17 protein-coding genes and 1 pseudogene are annotated in these 16,616 nt (G+C 47.2%); 9 read left to right on the top strand and 9 right to left on the bottom strand.

The features are described from left to right. Window positions 1-21 precede the first annotated feature (21 nt). The 7 genes from ABUE20_RS02895 to ABUE20_RS02925 form a co-directional block, all read right to left on the bottom strand. Window positions 22-1,317, bottom strand: a complete 1,296-nt coding sequence (locus ABUE20_RS02895; RefSeq protein WP_408618331.1) for a histidine-type phosphatase — start codon at window positions 1,315-1,317, stop codon at window positions 22-24. Between the two features lie 15 nt (window positions 1,318-1,332). Then, the gene (locus ABUE20_RS02900; protein ID WP_408618332.1) at window positions 1,333-2,028 is read right to left on the bottom strand and encodes a porin; all 696 of its coding nucleotides are present in this window, start codon (window positions 2,026-2,028) and stop codon (window positions 1,333-1,335) included. Between the two features lie 209 nt (window positions 2,029-2,237). Then, window positions 2,238-3,281, bottom strand: a complete 1,044-nt coding sequence (locus ABUE20_RS02905; protein ID WP_408618333.1) for a LacI family DNA-binding transcriptional regulator — start codon at window positions 3,279-3,281, stop codon at window positions 2,238-2,240. Next, window positions 3,244-4,719 (bottom strand): inositol monophosphatase family protein, encoded by a 1,476-nt coding sequence (locus ABUE20_RS02910; protein WP_408618334.1) that lies wholly within the window; start codon window positions 4,717-4,719, stop codon window positions 3,244-3,246. The genes ABUE20_RS02905 and ABUE20_RS02910 overlap by 38 nt, the downstream gene beginning before the upstream one ends. Window positions 4,720-4,753: 34 nt before the next feature. Beyond that, complete coding sequence (locus tag ABUE20_RS02915) at window positions 4,754-5,866, bottom strand: ABC transporter substrate-binding protein (RefSeq protein WP_408618335.1); 1,113 nt, start codon at window positions 5,864-5,866, stop codon at window positions 4,754-4,756. 24 nt (window positions 5,867-5,890) lie between these two features. Beyond that, on the bottom strand, window positions 5,891-7,024 hold the full coding sequence (locus tag ABUE20_RS02920; RefSeq protein ID WP_408618336.1) for an ABC transporter ATP-binding protein: 1,134 nt from the start codon (window positions 7,022-7,024) through the stop codon (window positions 5,891-5,893). 1 nt (window position 7,025) lies between these two features. Next, the gene (locus tag ABUE20_RS02925) at window positions 7,026-8,780 is read right to left on the bottom strand and encodes an ABC transporter permease (RefSeq protein ID WP_408618519.1); all 1,755 of its coding nucleotides are present in this window, start codon (window positions 8,778-8,780) and stop codon (window positions 7,026-7,028) included. 316 nt (window positions 8,781-9,096) lie between these two features. Here ABUE20_RS02925 and ABUE20_RS02930 point away from each other — a divergent pair. After that, window positions 9,097-9,258: pseudogene (locus ABUE20_RS02930) on the top strand (type VI secretion system tube protein Hcp); the annotation flags it as partial. Between the two features lie 39 nt (window positions 9,259-9,297). Next, window positions 9,298-9,594, top strand: a complete 297-nt coding sequence (locus tag ABUE20_RS02935; protein WP_408618337.1) for a hypothetical protein — start codon at window positions 9,298-9,300, stop codon at window positions 9,592-9,594. A gap of 547 nt (window positions 9,595-10,141) precedes the next feature. Here the strand turns inward: ABUE20_RS02935 and ABUE20_RS02940 are convergent. Next, entirely contained in the window at window positions 10,142-11,320 is a 1,179-nt protein-coding gene (locus ABUE20_RS02940) for an ATP-grasp domain-containing protein (RefSeq protein WP_408618338.1), read from the bottom strand. A gap of 165 nt (window positions 11,321-11,485) precedes the next feature. On the opposite strand from ABUE20_RS02940, the gene ABUE20_RS02945 reads away from it, so the two are divergent. The 5 genes from ABUE20_RS02945 (at window position 11,486) to ABUE20_RS02965 (ending at window position 13,758) form a co-directional block, all read left to right on the top strand. Further along, window positions 11,486-12,877, top strand: a complete 1,392-nt coding sequence (locus tag ABUE20_RS02945; RefSeq protein WP_408618339.1) for an aminotransferase-like domain-containing protein — start codon at window positions 11,486-11,488, stop codon at window positions 12,875-12,877. An 88-nt stretch (window positions 12,878-12,965) separates the two neighbouring features. Continuing rightward, entirely contained in the window at window positions 12,966-13,208 is a 243-nt protein-coding gene (locus tag ABUE20_RS02950; protein ID WP_408618340.1) for a hypothetical protein, read from the top strand. A gap of 24 nt (window positions 13,209-13,232) precedes the next feature. Then, window positions 13,233-13,436, top strand: coding sequence for a hypothetical protein (locus tag ABUE20_RS02955; RefSeq protein WP_408618341.1), 204 nt, complete (start codon window positions 13,233-13,235; stop codon window positions 13,434-13,436). After that, entirely contained in the window at window positions 13,429-13,566 is a 138-nt protein-coding gene (locus ABUE20_RS02960; RefSeq protein WP_408618342.1) for a hypothetical protein, read from the top strand. The genes ABUE20_RS02955 and ABUE20_RS02960 overlap by 8 nt, the downstream gene beginning before the upstream one ends. Window positions 13,567-13,590: 24 nt before the next feature. After that, window positions 13,591-13,758, top strand: a complete 168-nt coding sequence (locus tag ABUE20_RS02965) for a hypothetical protein (protein WP_408618343.1) — start codon at window positions 13,591-13,593, stop codon at window positions 13,756-13,758. Here the strand turns inward: ABUE20_RS02965 and ABUE20_RS02970 are convergent. Beyond that, window positions 13,721-14,647 carry a LysR family transcriptional regulator gene (locus ABUE20_RS02970; protein ID WP_408618344.1) on the bottom strand — a complete coding sequence of 309 codons (927 nt, stop codon included), beginning with the start codon at window positions 14,645-14,647 and terminating at the stop codon, window positions 13,721-13,723. The genes ABUE20_RS02965 and ABUE20_RS02970 overlap by 38 nt on opposite strands. Window positions 14,648-14,758: 111 nt before the next feature. On the opposite strand from ABUE20_RS02970, the gene ABUE20_RS02975 reads away from it, so the two are divergent. Together ABUE20_RS02975 and ABUE20_RS02980 are read left to right on the top strand one after the other, a co-directional pair. Continuing rightward, window positions 14,759-16,198 carry an NAD-dependent succinate-semialdehyde dehydrogenase gene (locus tag ABUE20_RS02975; protein ID WP_408618345.1) on the top strand — a complete coding sequence of 480 codons (1,440 nt, stop codon included), beginning with the start codon at window positions 14,759-14,761 and terminating at the stop codon, window positions 16,196-16,198. Between the two features lie 42 nt (window positions 16,199-16,240). Next, window positions 16,241-16,573, top strand: coding sequence for a carboxymuconolactone decarboxylase family protein (locus ABUE20_RS02980; RefSeq protein WP_408618520.1), 333 nt, complete (start codon window positions 16,241-16,243; stop codon window positions 16,571-16,573). The last annotated feature ends 43 nt before the right edge of the window (window positions 16,574-16,616 follow it).

Here is a 16,616-nt window from a genome sequence, read left to right on the forward strand (position 1 = left end):
ATTCTGTTGTTTTAAAAATGCTTATTTCGTATCAAATACCGCGAGTTGCTGTCCATCTTTCACCAGCAGTTTTGCGGCTCGCTGCACAACGGCGTCCAGCGGACACAGCGTTCCAACCTCGGTTTGTTCACACCCTTTAAAATTAAAATCTTGATAAAGCAGCGGATGTTGCTTATCTAAAGGGGTAAGCTTGCGCCATTGATCTAAACTACGCGTTTCAAAACGAACCCGAACATATTCTTTCGCACTCTGGCTATTGTGGAAACGCGCCAAGCTCAATGTTCCTCCGGGGGGGATATCATTACTCGGATAACCGTTTAAGCTCCAACTGAATCCTAACATGGTCTGTATCTCAGCAATATTGGAGTCATGACCAAAGAACATCACCAAAGGTCGCTGCAACCTAGCATCGCCGGGATAACGACTATGTAAAGGCGTATTGGCCGTCAGCGCCGATAAAATCTGCCGCATCAGTAATGATCCCGCGTGCGCGGCAAATTCGGGGGTATCTAAAACCAAATTATATTCGGCCGCATGTAACCCCATCAAACTTTTCACGGCATCGGCATCCACGCCATGCCCAAACGCCACATCTTTTATCGCTAAGTTATCGCTATACTGAAGCCGGACCGTCTCGCCAATGGTTGCCCCGACCTTACCCGGCCCTTTCAGCTGCGGTTTCCCGGTGGCTTTAAAGCTGACGCCCCATGGTTTATCTAAAAATTTACAGCTTCCGGGAGCACAAACCGCTTTGCGAATCCGTTCGACATCAGCCTGATAACGTGCTTTCGCCTGTTCAGGTGATCCTATACGCGCCATAATTTGCTGACGCATCACCGCTTTATCGGGATGCATCTGATGCAAATGATATAGTTCAAATAACGGGCCATACTCCGCCTTAACCGAAGGTGGAATAATGCCACACCCCGGGAACATTCCATCAGCCATCGCTTTGGCGGTTGCTTTAATGCGCTGAGATGGACTGGACCAGAAAAAGTATTGATCCGGTTTTGGACAGGAGTCGTTGGAAACAGCCAATCCCTGCTGTTGCCACTGGGATAATAAATACTGCCCCTGTTGCCACATGCCGGTATATCCATGCCCAGTCAAATGGCCATCCGCCACGATAAAATGAGGCCACTGCAACCCCGTTGCCTTGTCTAATTTTTCGGTATCCGTTTGAGGCCGAACCCCATGCCGGCTTAAACTCACAACTTTATCTAACTGCCATGTTGCGCTAGTTTGAGCATAAGCCCCTGGGATCAGCAACCCCAATAAAATCGCGCCGACTTTAAACCTATTTATACGATAATTCATGATCAAACTACCCGCTTAAAATTTATAAGTAAAACCGACTTTATATTCGGTTTGTCGTTTATCCGTATGTTTACTCACAGATACATCTTCAAACACAATATAAGGTGTAAAGGACTTCATGATTTTATATGAGAACTTCAGTTTATTTTCATAATCCTGCTCTTTATTATCAAATAATGTTGCATTGCTATCAAAATAAACAAATGTATAGCCTACTTTAAATTTACCAAATTTCTGGCTGACACCTAAGTCAATACGATGGGTCTTCTTAGTATCTTTATCGGTGGTATAGTCGGTTATTTCATAACGATAACGCCCCGACAGTGATGTACCGCTATCAAAAGAATACCCCAATGTTAAAAATGGCTTATATTTGTACTCATCCCGAGCCCGATCGAGCTTAGTTCCGGGTTCTAAAGAAAAATGCTTTGTGACATCGAATGGATAACTTAAGCCAACTTCGGTTTCATCCCAGCGATCATCCTTAAAGGCAGAACCGGCATCTCCATTACTTTTTTCATGCGGAACAAATGCTAATTTTAATGCTGCTTTTAACCCGAACTTAAATTGGTGAGTAATTTCAAGTTCATCTTTATTCGATTGTTCAACATCTTTATATTTGTGATCATAATTTAATGTTGTTGCGTTAGCATAACTCAAACTGCCTAAGCCAACGACTGCCATAGCGACTAATAGAGATAGTTTCATCATTATTCCTTTAATTGTTAATTAACTAATCAATTGCATGGTAATAACTGCATTAAATGATATTTTAATTAAATTGAATTCAAATTTAGGGCAAACGAAGTCCTCAAAAATAAATTCGACAAAAATAAGTTTATTCTGATTTATTTATATTTTAATTATTGAATACGCTCTAATCTCTCTATATCAAGTTCCTCAATGAATAAAATGAAAAGTCATGCTCCGGAGCGAACCGTTTTTCGCCATACCGGAGGTGCCAGAAACAAATTCTGCTCACCGTGATGCGCATCGCCATCCTTATCCAGTAATTTTGCAATTGCATCCACCATCTGCTCCAGTGGCTGAGCAAAAGTCGTCAACTGATAACCGCCCCAACTCGCTTGTTCAATGTCATCAAAACCAATCACACATAAATCACGAGGGATCGCTAGGCCAAATTCATGACGAGCCACATCAATAAAACCACAGGCCACCAAATCCGTGACACAAAACACACCGTCGGGGCGATGACTTCCCGCGAGTAATTCACGGGCTATCGCAGCCCCTGTCTGATAGGTGGTGGGTCCCGGGCGCAACAGCTGACATTGATTTCCGCTAAGCTCAGCCGCTTCTAAAAATTTACGCTCCCGCAGCACCATACTGGGTGATTGCTCCGATGAAGAAACGACCGTGATCCGCTGACAACCCGCTCGGGTCAACATATGATAAGCATCTGCCATCGTGGTCGTATAATCGATGCCGATATGATCCGCACCTTCAAACTGCCCCATCCGGTTGATCAAAATTACCTGCTGACCACTTTCGAGACATTTTTCCACCAGCGACGCTTGTGGTGTTCCCGAAAGCACAATAGTCGCGGCGGCTCGATAATTCATCGTCTGTTTCAGTGCCGCATCCGCACTTTGCTCACCGCCCGCGGTATTAATGACCATCACTGCTCGCTGCGCCAATTGTAATTTTTGCGTCAGCTGATCGAGTAAACTCGCCTGATAGGGGGCATTTAATTTTCCCCCCAGAATACAAATCGGGCGGCTGGCTTCTTTAGATAAACCACGTGCCAGCATATTCACGTGGTAATTCAGTTGCTCAGCGGCAGCCAAAACTTTGTTCCGAGTCACCGCTGACACACTACTGCCCGGCGTAAATGTCCGGGACACAGCCGAGCGAGAGACCCCGGCTAATTTAGCCACCTCAGCTGCTGTAGCCACTCGCGGCGTTTGATCAGAATGAGCCACCGTGACTCCTTGGGGGCAATTCATCTACCGGGATAGCTTTTAACGCTGAACGCTGTAACGTGCGATGCATCGTTATGGCATTCTGAGCCAATTGGATCAACTCCGGTTTAGGAGTTTCGAACCATTCATCGGGATGCAATTGCCGCTGCTGCCGAACTCGAGCAATCGCAGCATCCAGCGTCGGATAACGTGCCGGACATTCCAGATGAAGAAACAGCGCCACTAAGATAACCGAACGGCTGCGCCCACCCCGACAGTTCACCAACACATTCCCGCGATCCCGGTTCCGATAAGAGGGTTTATCCGGCATCTGCGACAACAAAGCCGAACGCATCAGCTGATAACCGGCATACAGAATTTCTGGTGTATTTCCCGGGCCATCAATTAATCCCAATTTGTAATAACGCACGGCTCCACTGCCATGACGTAGCAAATGCGGTGCAGAGTCTTTACCGCTCTCACTCACCCAATCGATATCGAGATTCACCGCACAGTTAATCACTGTTTTAATCTGATGTTGTGCCAGTAACGCTAAATCTGTCGCTCCCGTCGATCCCCCGATATAAATATCGAGATCCCACCCGGGCAAATCGGATTCAATCAAACTAATCGCCGGACGAGGATAGCCCGCTTTAACCGGTTTTTCTGATAGAGTGAGCGGTTCATTCATCAGCTGAATGGCACTGATCTGCGACAAGGTGCGCGCCAATTTCGGTGCTGCCGCCAACACGGGGCCACCCTCGAAAATCGCATTTGTGTTCTGCGGATAGGTTCCGGTAACTCCTCCGGCTTCTCGAACCAACAATAAACCAGCCAGACAATCCCAGGCATGCATATGCAATTCGATATAACCATCACTGCGCCCTTCGGCGACCCAAGCCAGAGCCAAAGCACCCGAAGCACTACGTCGAACATTCGCACCAGCCTCCAACATCGATTCCATCACCTGCAGATAACGAGTCCGAGGGAGCCGGTTGGACCAACCTAGCTCAAAACTGGCACAATCTAGTCTTTCCGTTGATGCCGCCTGCAACAGTTGGCCGTTTTTATGGGCGTAACCCCCTCTTCGGGCCAAATACAACTCTTGACTCACCGGGTTATAAATTGCCCCCAATTCGGTGACACCATTGAAAACGACTGCAATCGAGATACAAAAATGAGCAATTCCCCGAGCAAAATTAGCGGTACCGTCAATTGGATCAATGACCCATAAAAAATCCGAATGAGTAGTACTAGTCCCACGCTCCTCACCCAATAACTGGTCATTACTAAACTGCTCCGTAATGGCCTGACGGATCTGCTGCTCAACTAGACCATCGGCTTCGGTTAAAAAATCCTGTTTTCCTTTTAAGGTAAAGCTCCCCGCAGGTCGAGATTCAAAGTGCTGCAAGGCACTCTCACCGGCGGCCAAAATAATGGCTTTTAATGCGACTTCGCGCTGTGCTATCTGATAATCGTTCAAGTTTAATTCCTATCGAACTTTATTCATTTCAAAGTTACTGCATGTAACTTAAATTCCAGAGATCTTGCCAGTCCTGACGTTGCTGCCAGTCCGAGCTCGCCGTATCCATATGAAACGGCATCAACTGATTACGGTAGCGGCCGATCCCTGAGGCTTCTTTTGCAGGTAATGAAATATCCGGATTCGTCGACATTTTACCGTCTACCGTTTGTGGCGCGATCCCCTGCTGGGTTAATAAATAATGGATAAACAATTTAGCGGCGGCCGGATGTGCAGAACCTTTAGCAATCACGCCCAGACTTGGATATTTCCAGCCCATAAACGGTTTTAAGCCTGCGCACAATCCGAGTTTCATTCCATCTTTATTTTTACGAAATTTAGCGGTTGATATGAATCCGACAAAATCCTGTTTTGCATCCGGAGCACCAATTGCCGCGGCTGCATTGGTATCAGAATGAGTCAATAACGGCCGGTTCGCTGCCAGTCGCTTCACAAATTCCGCCATGGCACTGTGCTCATGTGTCACGAGTTTCTGACCAAACTGCTGCTGATAAGCATCCCGCATCTGCTGATCATAGTGCGTCGCCATCTGATTAAACCAATCAGTATAAGCCGGTTTACCGGTCGGATCCTGCATCGCAACATGTCCTTTCCATTTAGGCAGCGTCAGTTGCCATAGATTTGTAATCGGACACTGTTGGTGATGCGCCGTGTTATAACTGACTACATTTGGAGCCAGCACGACGGCCAGCGGCTGCTGATAACGCAGTGGGATTTTATGTTGCATATCGGCCGGAACATAACTGACCACGGCACCGGGATTCAGTAGCTGCGTGATCGCCGCTGGCGTATCTTCAAGCAAAGCCACATCGGTCTTCACATTATGCGCTTTGGCTTCTCGACTCATGATCTCAATAATCTGTGGCGCTTTCGCTTTCACACCGACGGCCTTAATCCCATATTTCTCGCTGAATTCTCGAGCCTGTTTCACGATCTTACCGGTCGAGGCATAAACGGTCAGCGCACCTTCCTGTCGGGCTTGCGTTATCAATGTCTGTAAATCATCGCTCGCTCCGTGTGCCGCCGAGCTTCCAAGCAAGACAGCCGTAGCCAGCGTACCTAAACAGAAGTGTCGAGATAAATTCATAGCTTGTTCCTTTTGCTCCAATCATTAAAGAGATGAACGCATCTGATGCGCATGTGGGACGGGTCTGGGAGGTAAAGCGACCACCGCATTGGGGCTCGCTTTCCGGTTTCCCTGATCATCAAAAAAATGCAGTTCCGAAGTCGGTAATCGGCTATAAACTCCCATTCCCACCTGCCACTGCGGGGGTTTACTGGTCGTCATATGCAGCTGATCTTCACCGCTTGTCAGCTCAATAATCCAACTTCCTCCGGTGGGAATGACCGCGGTGACTGTCATGGCAAGCGCATCGCTGCTTGGGGTCTCGGTCAGTTCGATTGCTTCGGGGCGAATCGCGGCCATGGCCGCATCTAATTGGCAAAAGCGCTGATGTAGATGCTGAGTGATCGCCGAACCAGTTTGATCCAACTCGATGGTATTCATCCGGGGATGGCCAATAAATTCAGCAACAAATCGATTCGCGGGTTGCTCATAAATTTCGTTAGGTGTTCCGACCTGCTGCAACTGGCCTTCACTCATCACCGCAATCGTGGTGGCTAACGTCATCGCTTCCCACTGATCATGGCTGACAAAAACGATGGTGGTGCCAAATGTTTCATGAATGCGTCGCAGTTCTGAGCGCATTTCCAAACGCAGTGCCGCATCCAGATTAGATAAGGGTTCATCCAGCAATAAAACCGCCGGATTAATCGCCAACATTCGGGCTAGTGCCACTCGCTGTTGCTGACCACCGGAAAGTTGCGCGGGATAGCGATCTGCATATTGAGCGATACGCAGTTTTTCCATCACTTCCTGACAACGACGCTGCCGCTCGGCCGTCGCTATCTTTTGAATTTTTAAGCCAAACTCAACATTCTGAGCCACACTCATATGTGGCCAAAGTGCATAACTTTGGAAAACTAAGCCAATATGTCGTTTTTCCGGAGGAACAAAGCAGCCTTGAGCAACCGAATCGACCACTTGATCGCCAATAGAAATTTCTCCGCCGCTGATCGATTCGATCCCAGCGATCATGCGCAGAATCGTACTCTTACCACATCCGGAAGGCCCCAACAGACATAAAAACTCACCATCATCAACTTGTAAACTCAACGGTTTTACCGCTGGCTGAGCCGCTCCGGCATAGGTTTTCGTCAATTGATTTAAAGTAATAGAAGGCATGTTAATTCTCCAAACCGTCGGCCAGACCGTTGCCGGAAATTTTGCCAATAAGCAGGGTGCCACCCCATGCCAGCAAGGCAATCATCAGCACGACCGCATTGGCAGCTTGATCATAGTTGTAATCGATAAGGCGTAGTGAATAGGTGGTCAGTACATCGGTGGCCGGAATGGCCAACACAATGAATAAACTCACCCCTTTAATCCCGGAGATAAACGGCAGTAAAATGCCGGTCATCAGAGGACCTATCTGGATAGGGATCACAATGCGGATCATCCGGGTCAACCAATTAGCCCCGCTAATCCGAGCCGCTTCTTCACTTTCCTTACCCAATTGAGTCATCGCGACAATTCCGGAACGACTGGCATAAGGCATCTTTTCAGCAATCAGTGCAATCACCAGCAGGATCGGCGTTCCATACAGTGCCGGAACCGGGCCATGTGCCGTTGCAAACAGCGACAGAAAAGCTGCGGCAAAAGCAATCCCCGGGACCAGATAAGGCATAAACGTCACTTGGCGGATAAATGTAGCGACCATTGGGAAAGCACTGCGAGTGACCGCATATCCCACCAGCAAGCCTAAAATACCGGCCGTAATCGACGCAGATCCCACAATGAGCAATGTATTCCAAAGCGCTCGCCAAAAGTCCGGCGTTAACAAAATCCCCGAGTGTATCGCCACCGTTTGGAGGTGATGGCCAATCCAATAATCGAAGGTAAAGTTTGCGGCATTAAAACGGCCCGGCAAAATCATGATGGTCGATAGGAACAGCGTTATCAGCGGGATCACCACTCCGACACTAATGAATCCGGCAGGAAGCAGTGCCGCCACATAACGCCAGCGGCCTAAAGGTTGATGTCGGTTTAGACTCCCTTTTCCCCCAACGGTGATAAAACGTTTCGATTCTCGCATCAGCTTCAGATCAAGCAGCAATGTGATCACCCCCATCAGCATAATCACCACTGCGATCACCGCAGCCACACCGTTCTGACGAGAGTCCAGAGCCCGATAAAGTTGAGTCGAGAGGGTATTAAAATGAACCGGTAATCCCAGAATATACGGAATGGCAAACTCACCGATGCAATCCGCAAAAATAAGCAGTGAAGCCGACATCAATGCCGGGCGCATCAGTGGCAAAATCACCCGCATCGTAATCGTAAATCGAGAAGCCCCCAGCACTCGAGCGCAATCCTCCAGCTGGCTATCAAAGCGTTTTAGTGCATTGCCGACGATTAAAAACACCAGCGGCGTAAAGTGCAGGATTAAGATGATCACCAGAGGCAAGTAGCCATAAGCTAACCAGTTGGGCGTTTCGATCCCAAATCCGGAGAGCCAACTGGGCTGTCCCCCGACCAATGAGTTTTTAAATATCGTTTTCCAGGCCAGCGCAAAGGTCCATGAAGGCAGCATAAACGGTACCACCAGCGCACTGACAAACCATTTGCGGCCAGCAATATTGGTTCGATTGACTAGCCAGGCCAAACTAACCCCGAGGACTAATGTTCCGCAGACCGTCGCCAGCGCAACCGCCAGCGTATTCATCAGAGGCGTCCACAGCAATAGCTGCGACATCCGGGAGATTAACGTACGCCCCAGATAATACCCGGTCCAGCTTCCAGTATCGGCCTGGGTCCGCAAAGCATCGCCACTGTGCACAATGACCGCATCAGATAAAATGGAAATGACAGGTGCTAAGATCAGATAGGCGAACAGCAATACTAATAAGAAGCCCAATAAATTGGCAGGCTCATAGCGCATTCTTGCAAGCGTGTGCTTCAGCCGACTCCATTTACCCGCTTTCGGGGGATAGGTTAAGAATGTCTGCAAAATCGCGTCCTGTGTTCATGATCTAAATTGATTTGATGGACGCATCATAAGAGCCGTTTATGACATTCATATTTCAGATTGCACATATGTGCAAAAATATTTTATGACATTTTTTTAAACCCAATTAACTGATAAAACACATGATTAAATCCAAATGAGCATAAATGGACCTTTCTCAAGTTTAATGAATACTGACAGTCGCCTTTGATACTCTAAAGCACGCCCAGCTAGTATTGATATTTAACTCATTTTAGATATTGATACATATATGCCTCATTGCCAAGAGCCACGTGATCGGAATTTCACTCAAATAATTGAGGTATCAATGAGTTATAGAAAAATAGATTGGAGTCATAACATTGCCGGAACGTCAGGCTCTGACGATTGGCGTTTACCCCTAACTGCATAACTCATATTTATATATCGATTAATTCAGGTAAAATGAATCATGCTACAAGCACTAAAATTATTATGGACTCTTACGGGTACTGTTTATGGGCAAATTTCAGGAATGAAAGATGCTGAAAGAGCCTATGAAGGAATTGTACCATTAGCGAAAAAGGCCCTCCAAAATGGAGCAAGTTTTAATGATCCAGACATTCAGCGAGCCATCCAAGAATTGGAAACATTGCCTCCTTTTGGAGCAAGACGAAACAATTTTCGCAAAGAATATCTCAAAAATAAAAGCGATTTTCTCTCTTTACCAGATGATCCTAGACAGTTAAATATTGGAGTGTGGTGGTGATAAAACCTCGTAACATACGAATAGTTCTATGGGTAATTATAGTATTACTCATGATCAGTATTTCAATTTCATTTAATGAAATAAGAAACACTTTTTCATGGAAGGATGTATATTCAACAATATCTGATATTCTTATATTGTTAACGCTATATTCATATGGATATGAAAAACATTTATTCTCGCCTAGTATTCTGATTTTAATTGCCATTAATTATGTTATTGATTCCATATTAGGTTTATATTTAAATATAACTAAAAATATATTTACAAATATGGAATTATTTACATTTATTGGAACATATATTATATGCGTTCCTTTAGTCTGTATTTTTATCAAAAAATATCATGATTATTTAACATCTAAGTCAATTAAAACTACTATCTAAATTAGAAATATCCACCCTCTACATATAATACAAGCGTTATCCCATCATAAATGGGATAACGTAGACCCATTCAAATTATAATGGTCTCTTGCGAGCATAAGTACCAGCAATACTAAAGATAAACATCGATGGGTTCATTAAAGCTATCGACGCCAATCAAGTCATAAGTGATGTAATGTCACAAATTCTGTTAAATCAGATCGTAAAATAAACTCCAGCTCCGCTTTATTTTCAACGCACGTCTCGGTGAATAGAAATCCAAAAACAGGATATTGGGTATGATCGATCCGCCGCAGTTCCAGAGGATGTTCAAAACGACTCAGCAATTTTTCATAATCAAATGCCGCTATAGCCGCACCATCAATACCGGTTGAATTATCCAGCACGATGATGCTGTACAACTTACCGGCTTTATCTTGCAGAAGGCTCTCCCAATCCGGTCGCTGCTGTGAAAAATAGTAAAGGTAGGGATTAAAACCATAAGCCAGATGGGTCACATCCGCAGTTGTACACCATCCACCGAAGCGCATGGGGTTGACCTCTATCGGCATTAGCCCCCATTGTTCACTCCGCCTCAGCTCGACATGCATCGGGAAATTGCGCACCTGTGTGAACGCATTAATCTGATTTAAGAATTCCGTAAAAGGCTGCCGATAACGCTCAATGATCGCTTTTGATGTCACATACACCCGATCACTGACATCACTATCCGACGCAAACAAATGTTGAAACATCCCGACAATAACGGCCTCGCCGTTCGCATCAAAATAAGCATCAATGGCAAACTCTTCACCTTCAATACATTGTTCAATGATCCAGATACTCTCATTGACTACTTCGGCAGGATATAGCTGCTGACTTTGAGAACTTTCAGCTTGAATAGCAGCTTTTACAGCATTCCAATCGGCAGCCTTCGACACTTTATGAACCCCCAAGCTAAAAAAGCCAACCGCGGGTTTGATCATAAATGGCATCGGCAGAGCCTCGATATCCAGCTGCTCTAATTCAGCCAACGTGATCGCCTTAAAATAAAAGTCTGGGTACATCGGTTGTAATAATGACCGAAATTTAACTTTGTTTTTAAATCGTTCGATTTGCTGCGGCAGAGAGGTCGCCGTTAAGTGCTCTGCGATCCATCCGATGGAATTCTCAGAAATCGTATAAATCAGCTCTGGCTCAGGGGCCGTAGCCCGAGAAATGGCCTGTTCTTCACTGATCCTATTTAATGATTCCGGGAGTTTAAAGGCGTCTAATGCTGCCGTGTCCACCACGGCCAACGAGTTCTTTTGCAGCGTATCGATTAAAAAATCAGAAACATAGGGTTGATCTAAGAAAATCATTTACCAGTATCCTTACCATGATAGAAGAGAGCATATTCAGTACTAGAAGTATTTGAACTATAAATTGTATCGATACAATTTTAAAAAATAACGGTTTTATATTCCTTATCGCTATTTTTTATGCTATCAACAGATTTAAATAAGCACAAAAGGTTTATTGTCACCATGACAATTTCAAGAATAGAGGTTGAAAAACATTCACCCCAAGCGCTTTATAAACAGATCGCTGATCAATTGGCTCAGCAGATCGAACAGGGATTACTGCATCCTAATGAGAAATTGCCGACCCACCGGGCTCTGGCTGACATCTTGCGGGTGACCGTCGGAACGATCACCCGAGCCTATGCTGAAGCAGAACGACGAGGGTTAATCGAAGCCCGAGTTGGGGCCGGGACTTATGTCGTCGATAAACAAAAAGGCTACTGGGAATTTGAATACACGACTGGCGATCCTCAACAGGAGTGCCATTTTGGCTATAACATGCCACCACTGATAGACCAGAGCGATTATTTCAAAAAAGCCATGCAGGCTTTATCCGATACAACATTTTCGCTGGATCAATTTTTAACCTACCAACAACCGGTCGGCATTGAATCGCACCGCCGAATTGTTGCGCAATGGCTCCAGCAACAGGGGCGAGCAATCCAACCCGAACGAATGTTATTTACATCTGGAGTACAACACGGCATTCAGATGGTACTGGATACCTTCACTGATGTAGGCGATACCATCCTGACCGAAAAGCTCACCTATCCGGGACTCTTCAGTTTGGCCAGACATAAAAAATTGACACTCCGAGGCGTTGAAATGGACGATGATGGGATCCTTCCCGAATCGCTCGATGCGGCATGCCAGCACTATCATCCCCGATTGATCTATTTAATTCCCACGCTCCAAAATCCAACGACGGCCATCATGCCTCGCTCCAGACGACTCGAGGTGATTGCGATCTGTAAAAAACACGATGTATTAATTATCGAAGATGATGTCAGTGGATTACTGCCCGATCATCCCCCCGAACCATTCCTCAATCTGGCTCCGGAACAAGTGATCCATCTGGGGGCATTTTCTAAATGCTGTGCACCGGGGTTACGGGTTGGTTATATCCAATCCCCCGCCCGGCTCTATGCTCGTTTGGAAATCGCCTTAAAAAATCACAGTTGGATGATGAGCCCGTTGCTATCTGCGCTGGTCTGTGAACTGATTTGTTCAGGAAGTATGGATCAGATCGTCGCAAATATCCGCCACGAGATCGCAAAGCGCTCTCAGATGGTTCTCGATACACTCCAACCATTTACACCCCATTATCATCCCAATGGACTGCATTTCTGGTTGCCACTTCCCGACAGCTGGCGCTTAAGTGATTTTGTACAAGCGGCTCAAGAGCAAAATGTCATCGTCTCCTCGGCGGAGAATTTCACACTCCCCGCAGGCCATGTGCTCCCGGCGATCCGGATCTCTATCGGGTCAGTGAATGATCCAGAACAGATGCTTAGCGGCATCCGTTGTTTAAAACAGTTGCTAAGCACCCCCCCAATCGGCGATTTCAATGTATAACGAATATCCGAAACCCACCGGTGAATATGATTGACCAAGAGCCATCCAGCTACATGGTCCTACATTTGAACATGAATTTGAATGTGTAATGCCGGGATTAAACCATGCCCGAATATTCACTGTATCCACACCCCCCGGATTCCATTGCATTCCATCCGGGCTACAGGGTCCTACATTTGAACATGAATTTGAATGTGTAGCCCGGCAGCAGCAACGCGTATGCCGGGATAAAAGCATGCCCGAATATTCACTGTTTACCCACCTCCCCGGATTCCATGACATTGCATCCGGGCTACGTGGTCTTGAATGTGGATGTGTAGCCTGGCAGTAACAACGCGAATGCCGGGATTAAACCATGCCCGAATATTCACTGTATCCATCACCCCCCGGATTCCATTGCATTGCATCCGGGCTACAGGGTCATGAACGTGGATGTGTAGCCCGGCAGCAGCAACACGGATGCCGGGATAAAAGCATGCCCAAATATCCACCGTTTACTCCCCCCCCGGATTCCATGACATTCCATCCGGGCTACAGGGTCATGAACGTGAATGTGTAGCCCGGCAGCAGCGCAGCGAATGCCGGGATTAAAGTATGCCCGAATATTCACTGTTTACCCACCTCCCGGATTCCATGACATTGCATCCGGGCTACGTGGTCTTGAATGTGGATGTGTAGCCTGGCAGTAACAACGCGAATGCCGGGATTAAAGCATGCCTGAATATTCACCGTTTATCCAACTCCCCGGATTCCATGACATTGCATCCGGGCTACAGGGTCTTGAATGTGGATGTGTAGCCCGGCAGCAGCGCAGCGAATGCCGGGAAGAGTCGATCCCCGGGATTAATCGGCCACTGACCAAACAGCAGGATTACCAATAAAGGCCCGCAAAGCATCAAGAAATACAGTGACTCGAGCAGGCGGATGACGTAATGCTCGTAATGCATAAATCCCGGTAGATACAGGGATTTTAGCCGACCAAGGTGAAACTATCGGGGTTAACAGCCCAGCCTGAATATCTTCACCGACCACCCAGTCTGGTAAATAAGCCACGCCCACCCCTGCTATTGCGGCCTGACGCATTCCCTCAAAATCATCACAACCAAATCGAGGGAGCGCCAAACCGTCACCACGACCAGGATGACCTAAAACATCACTCCAGCCGAGCAAATCAGCACCATGCAATTTATCAATGAGGCGATGTTGTTGCATCTCTTCGAACGTTTCAGGAATCCCTGCGACAGCCAGATAATCCGAACTGGCACATAGCACCCTCGTTTGCACTGCAATACGACTCCCTATAAGAGTACTATCGTGCAGATCGCCAATTCGGATCACCAAATCCAATCGGTCTGCCACCGGCTCTGCAAGCCGTTCTGTCAAATCTAGATGAAAACTTAAATCCGGATATTGATGCGCTAACTGCGCCATCACCGGCAGCACATAACGCTTGCCAAAAGTCGGATAACAAGCCAATCGCAGCACCCCGGATACATCCCCTTTCATCGAGGCTAATTCCTGTTGTACATCCACCAGCGAATCGAGGATCTCCCGGGCACGAATCAGCAACGCTTCACCTGCATCGGTCAAAGTCAGGTGCCGAGTTGAGCGTAAAAAGAGGGGCGTATCCAAATGGGCTTCCAATGCATCGATCTGTCGTCCTATGGATGATGGGGAGCGACCTCGTCGGCGTCCGGCTGCGGAGAAGCTACTCTCACGAGCAACATCGACAAACACACCTAAGAATTCTGCGAATTTTTCTGATTGCATCTGTGCGTTTCTTGCAAAGCTGTTGTGGGTAGAAGCTATCTTATCAATAAAGTCCTCCAACCTTAAGATACATCCATCGCCAACGAACACGCTTACAACGAGGACAAAATCATGCAAACATTCACTTACGATCCACTTTACTTATTCATCAATGGACGCTGGTTAGAGGCCGATAATCGCGATACCGTCGCCGTACTCAATCCGGCCAATGGTCAGTCCTTAGGTCGCCTGCCTCTGGCCACCCAAACAGATCTTGAACACGCCCTTGATGTCGCCGCAAAAAGTTTCGATATCTGGCGCAATACCGTGCCAGCACAGCGGTCAGCCATTTTAAAAAAAGCCGCACAACTGATGAATGAACGCGCCGAACATATCGCTACGTTAATGACTCTAGAAGAAGGCAAACCACTTCACGAAAGCCGAGATGAAGTGTTACGCGCCGCCGAATATTTTGAATGGTTTGCCGAAGAAGCACGCCGCATCGATGGCCGTGTCGTTCCCGCTAATCGCCCCGGGGTCTTGCAATTGGTCAAACGTCAGGCGATTGGTCCAGTGGCAGCCTTTACTCCTTGGAACTTTCCAGCCATCACTCCCGCACGTAAACTTTCAGCAGCATTAGCCGCCGGTTGCAGTGTCATTTTAAAACCTGGAGAAGAAAGCCCAGCTACCGCTTTAGCATTAGCCCGCTGCCTTGATGATGCAGGCTTGCCCAAAGGCGTACTGCAAATTGTTTTCGGCATCCCCGATAGGGTATCTAAACAACTAATCGCTTCTCCGATTATTCGCAAAGTCGCATTCACCGGTTCAATTCCCGTTGGCCGATTACTGTCAGAACGGGCTGCAGCTGGCGTCAAACCGATTACCTTAGAACTGGGTGGTCATGGCCCGGTATTAGTATTTAATGATGCGGATATAGACGCGGCTGCCATCGGCGGAGCTGCCAATCGTTTTCGCGGAACCGGACAAGTCTGTATTTCATCGACCCGATTTTTGATCCAACGCGACGCCTACCAACGCTTTACCGAACAGTTCGTTGCGGCCACCAAGCAACTCGTCATTGGTGATGGTTTAGATGCAGGCACCCAAGTTGGCCCATTAGCCAACGAGCGTCAGCTCGATAAGATGACTGCACTGGTTGAGGATGCGCTAGCTCAGGGGGCAAGCTTGCTCACCGGCGGCCATCGAATCGAACGACCCGGTTATTTTTTTGAACCCACTGTACTTGCCGATGTTCCCATGAGTGCCCGTATCATGCATGAAGAACCATTTGGCCCTATTGCAGTGCTGCGCTCATTTAACACCTTAGAAGATGGTTTAGCCGAAGCCAACCGATTGCCCTATGCACTTTCAGCCTATGCATTTACCCGTGATGCCCGAACAGCCCAGGATCTTGGCGATGGTTTAGAGGCGGGCATGATCGGTATTAACCAATATCGCATCATCGCCACCGAACTTCCCTTTGGTGGCATGAAAGAAAGTGGCTACGGTTCTGAAGGGGGTGTGGAAGGGATCCATCACTACCTAACCAACAAATTTATTAGCCAAATCTAACTTTTAACCCAATTTTACTGATTTAAATTTGAGGAACGAATGATGAAACCGATCGATTTTACTAGCCCTCGAGCAGCCGCTCGCCCATTTACGCCGAAACTATCGGACTTTGTTGAACAGCCTTTATATTCAGATGTCTGGACTGATGCCGATTTACCCCCTCGAGATCGCAGCCTGATCACCATCGCCTGCCTGATCGCTTTAAATCATGCCAACGAACTGCCCGCACACCTGCGCCGTGGCATCGAAAACGGGCTAAACCAAACAGAAATTAGTGCAGTGATTACCCACTTAGCCTTTTATGCCGGATTTCCAGCAGCCATCACCGCATCAGCCTACGCCCATGCAACATTTAACGATAACGACGAGCAATAAATGACGTGACCGGCGACCACGGTCGCCGGTAAACCCACAATAC

Origin of the sequence: Celerinatantimonas marina (assembly GCF_046054165.1) — a bacterium.
GTDB lineage: Bacteria > Pseudomonadota > Gammaproteobacteria > Enterobacterales > Celerinatantimonadaceae > Celerinatantimonas.

Bases quoted from the DNA above. Each gene is read 5' to 3' on its own strand.
- ABUE20_RS02955 (WP_408618341.1), top strand. From the start codon at position 13,233: ATGCCCGAATATTCACTGTATCCATCACCCCCCGGATTCCATTGCATT.
- ABUE20_RS02935 (WP_408618337.1), top strand. From the start codon at position 9,298: ATGCTACAAGCACTAAAATTATTATGGACTCTTACGGGTACTGTTTAT.
- ABUE20_RS02925 (WP_408618519.1), bottom strand. From the start codon at position 8,780: ATGCGCTATGAGCCTGCCAATTTATTGGGCTTCTTATTAGTATTGCTG.
- ABUE20_RS02895 (WP_408618331.1), bottom strand. From the start codon at position 1,317: ATGAATTATCGTATAAATAGGTTTAAAGTCGGCGCGATTTTATTGGGG.
- ABUE20_RS02945 (WP_408618339.1), top strand. From the start codon at position 11,486: ATGACAATTTCAAGAATAGAGGTTGAAAAACATTCACCCCAAGCGCTT.
- ABUE20_RS02975 (WP_408618345.1), top strand. From the start codon at position 14,759: ATGCAAACATTCACTTACGATCCACTTTACTTATTCATCAATGGACGC.
- ABUE20_RS02915 (WP_408618335.1), bottom strand. From the start codon at position 5,866: ATGAATTTATCTCGACACTTCTGTTTAGGTACGCTGGCTACGGCTGTC.
- ABUE20_RS02980 (WP_408618520.1), top strand. From the start codon at position 16,241: ATGAAACCGATCGATTTTACTAGCCCTCGAGCAGCCGCTCGCCCATTT.
- ABUE20_RS02940 (WP_408618338.1), bottom strand. From the start codon at position 11,320: ATGATTTTCTTAGATCAACCCTATGTTTCTGATTTTTTAATCGATACG.
- ABUE20_RS02950 (WP_408618340.1), top strand. From the start codon at position 12,966: ATGCCGGGATTAAACCATGCCCGAATATTCACTGTATCCACACCCCCC.
- ABUE20_RS02900 (WP_408618332.1), bottom strand. From the start codon at position 2,028: ATGATGAAACTATCTCTATTAGTCGCTATGGCAGTCGTTGGCTTAGGC.
- ABUE20_RS02960 (WP_408618342.1), top strand. From the start codon at position 13,429: ATGTGTAGCCCGGCAGCAGCGCAGCGAATGCCGGGATTAAAGTATGCC.
- ABUE20_RS02905 (WP_408618333.1), bottom strand. From the start codon at position 3,281: ATGAATTGCCCCCAAGGAGTCACGGTGGCTCATTCTGATCAAACGCCG.
- ABUE20_RS02920 (WP_408618336.1), bottom strand. From the start codon at position 7,024: ATGCCTTCTATTACTTTAAATCAATTGACGAAAACCTATGCCGGAGCG.
- ABUE20_RS02970 (WP_408618344.1), bottom strand. From the start codon at position 14,647: ATGCAATCAGAAAAATTCGCAGAATTCTTAGGTGTGTTTGTCGATGTT.
- ABUE20_RS02965 (WP_408618343.1), top strand. From the start codon at position 13,591: ATGCCTGAATATTCACCGTTTATCCAACTCCCCGGATTCCATGACATT.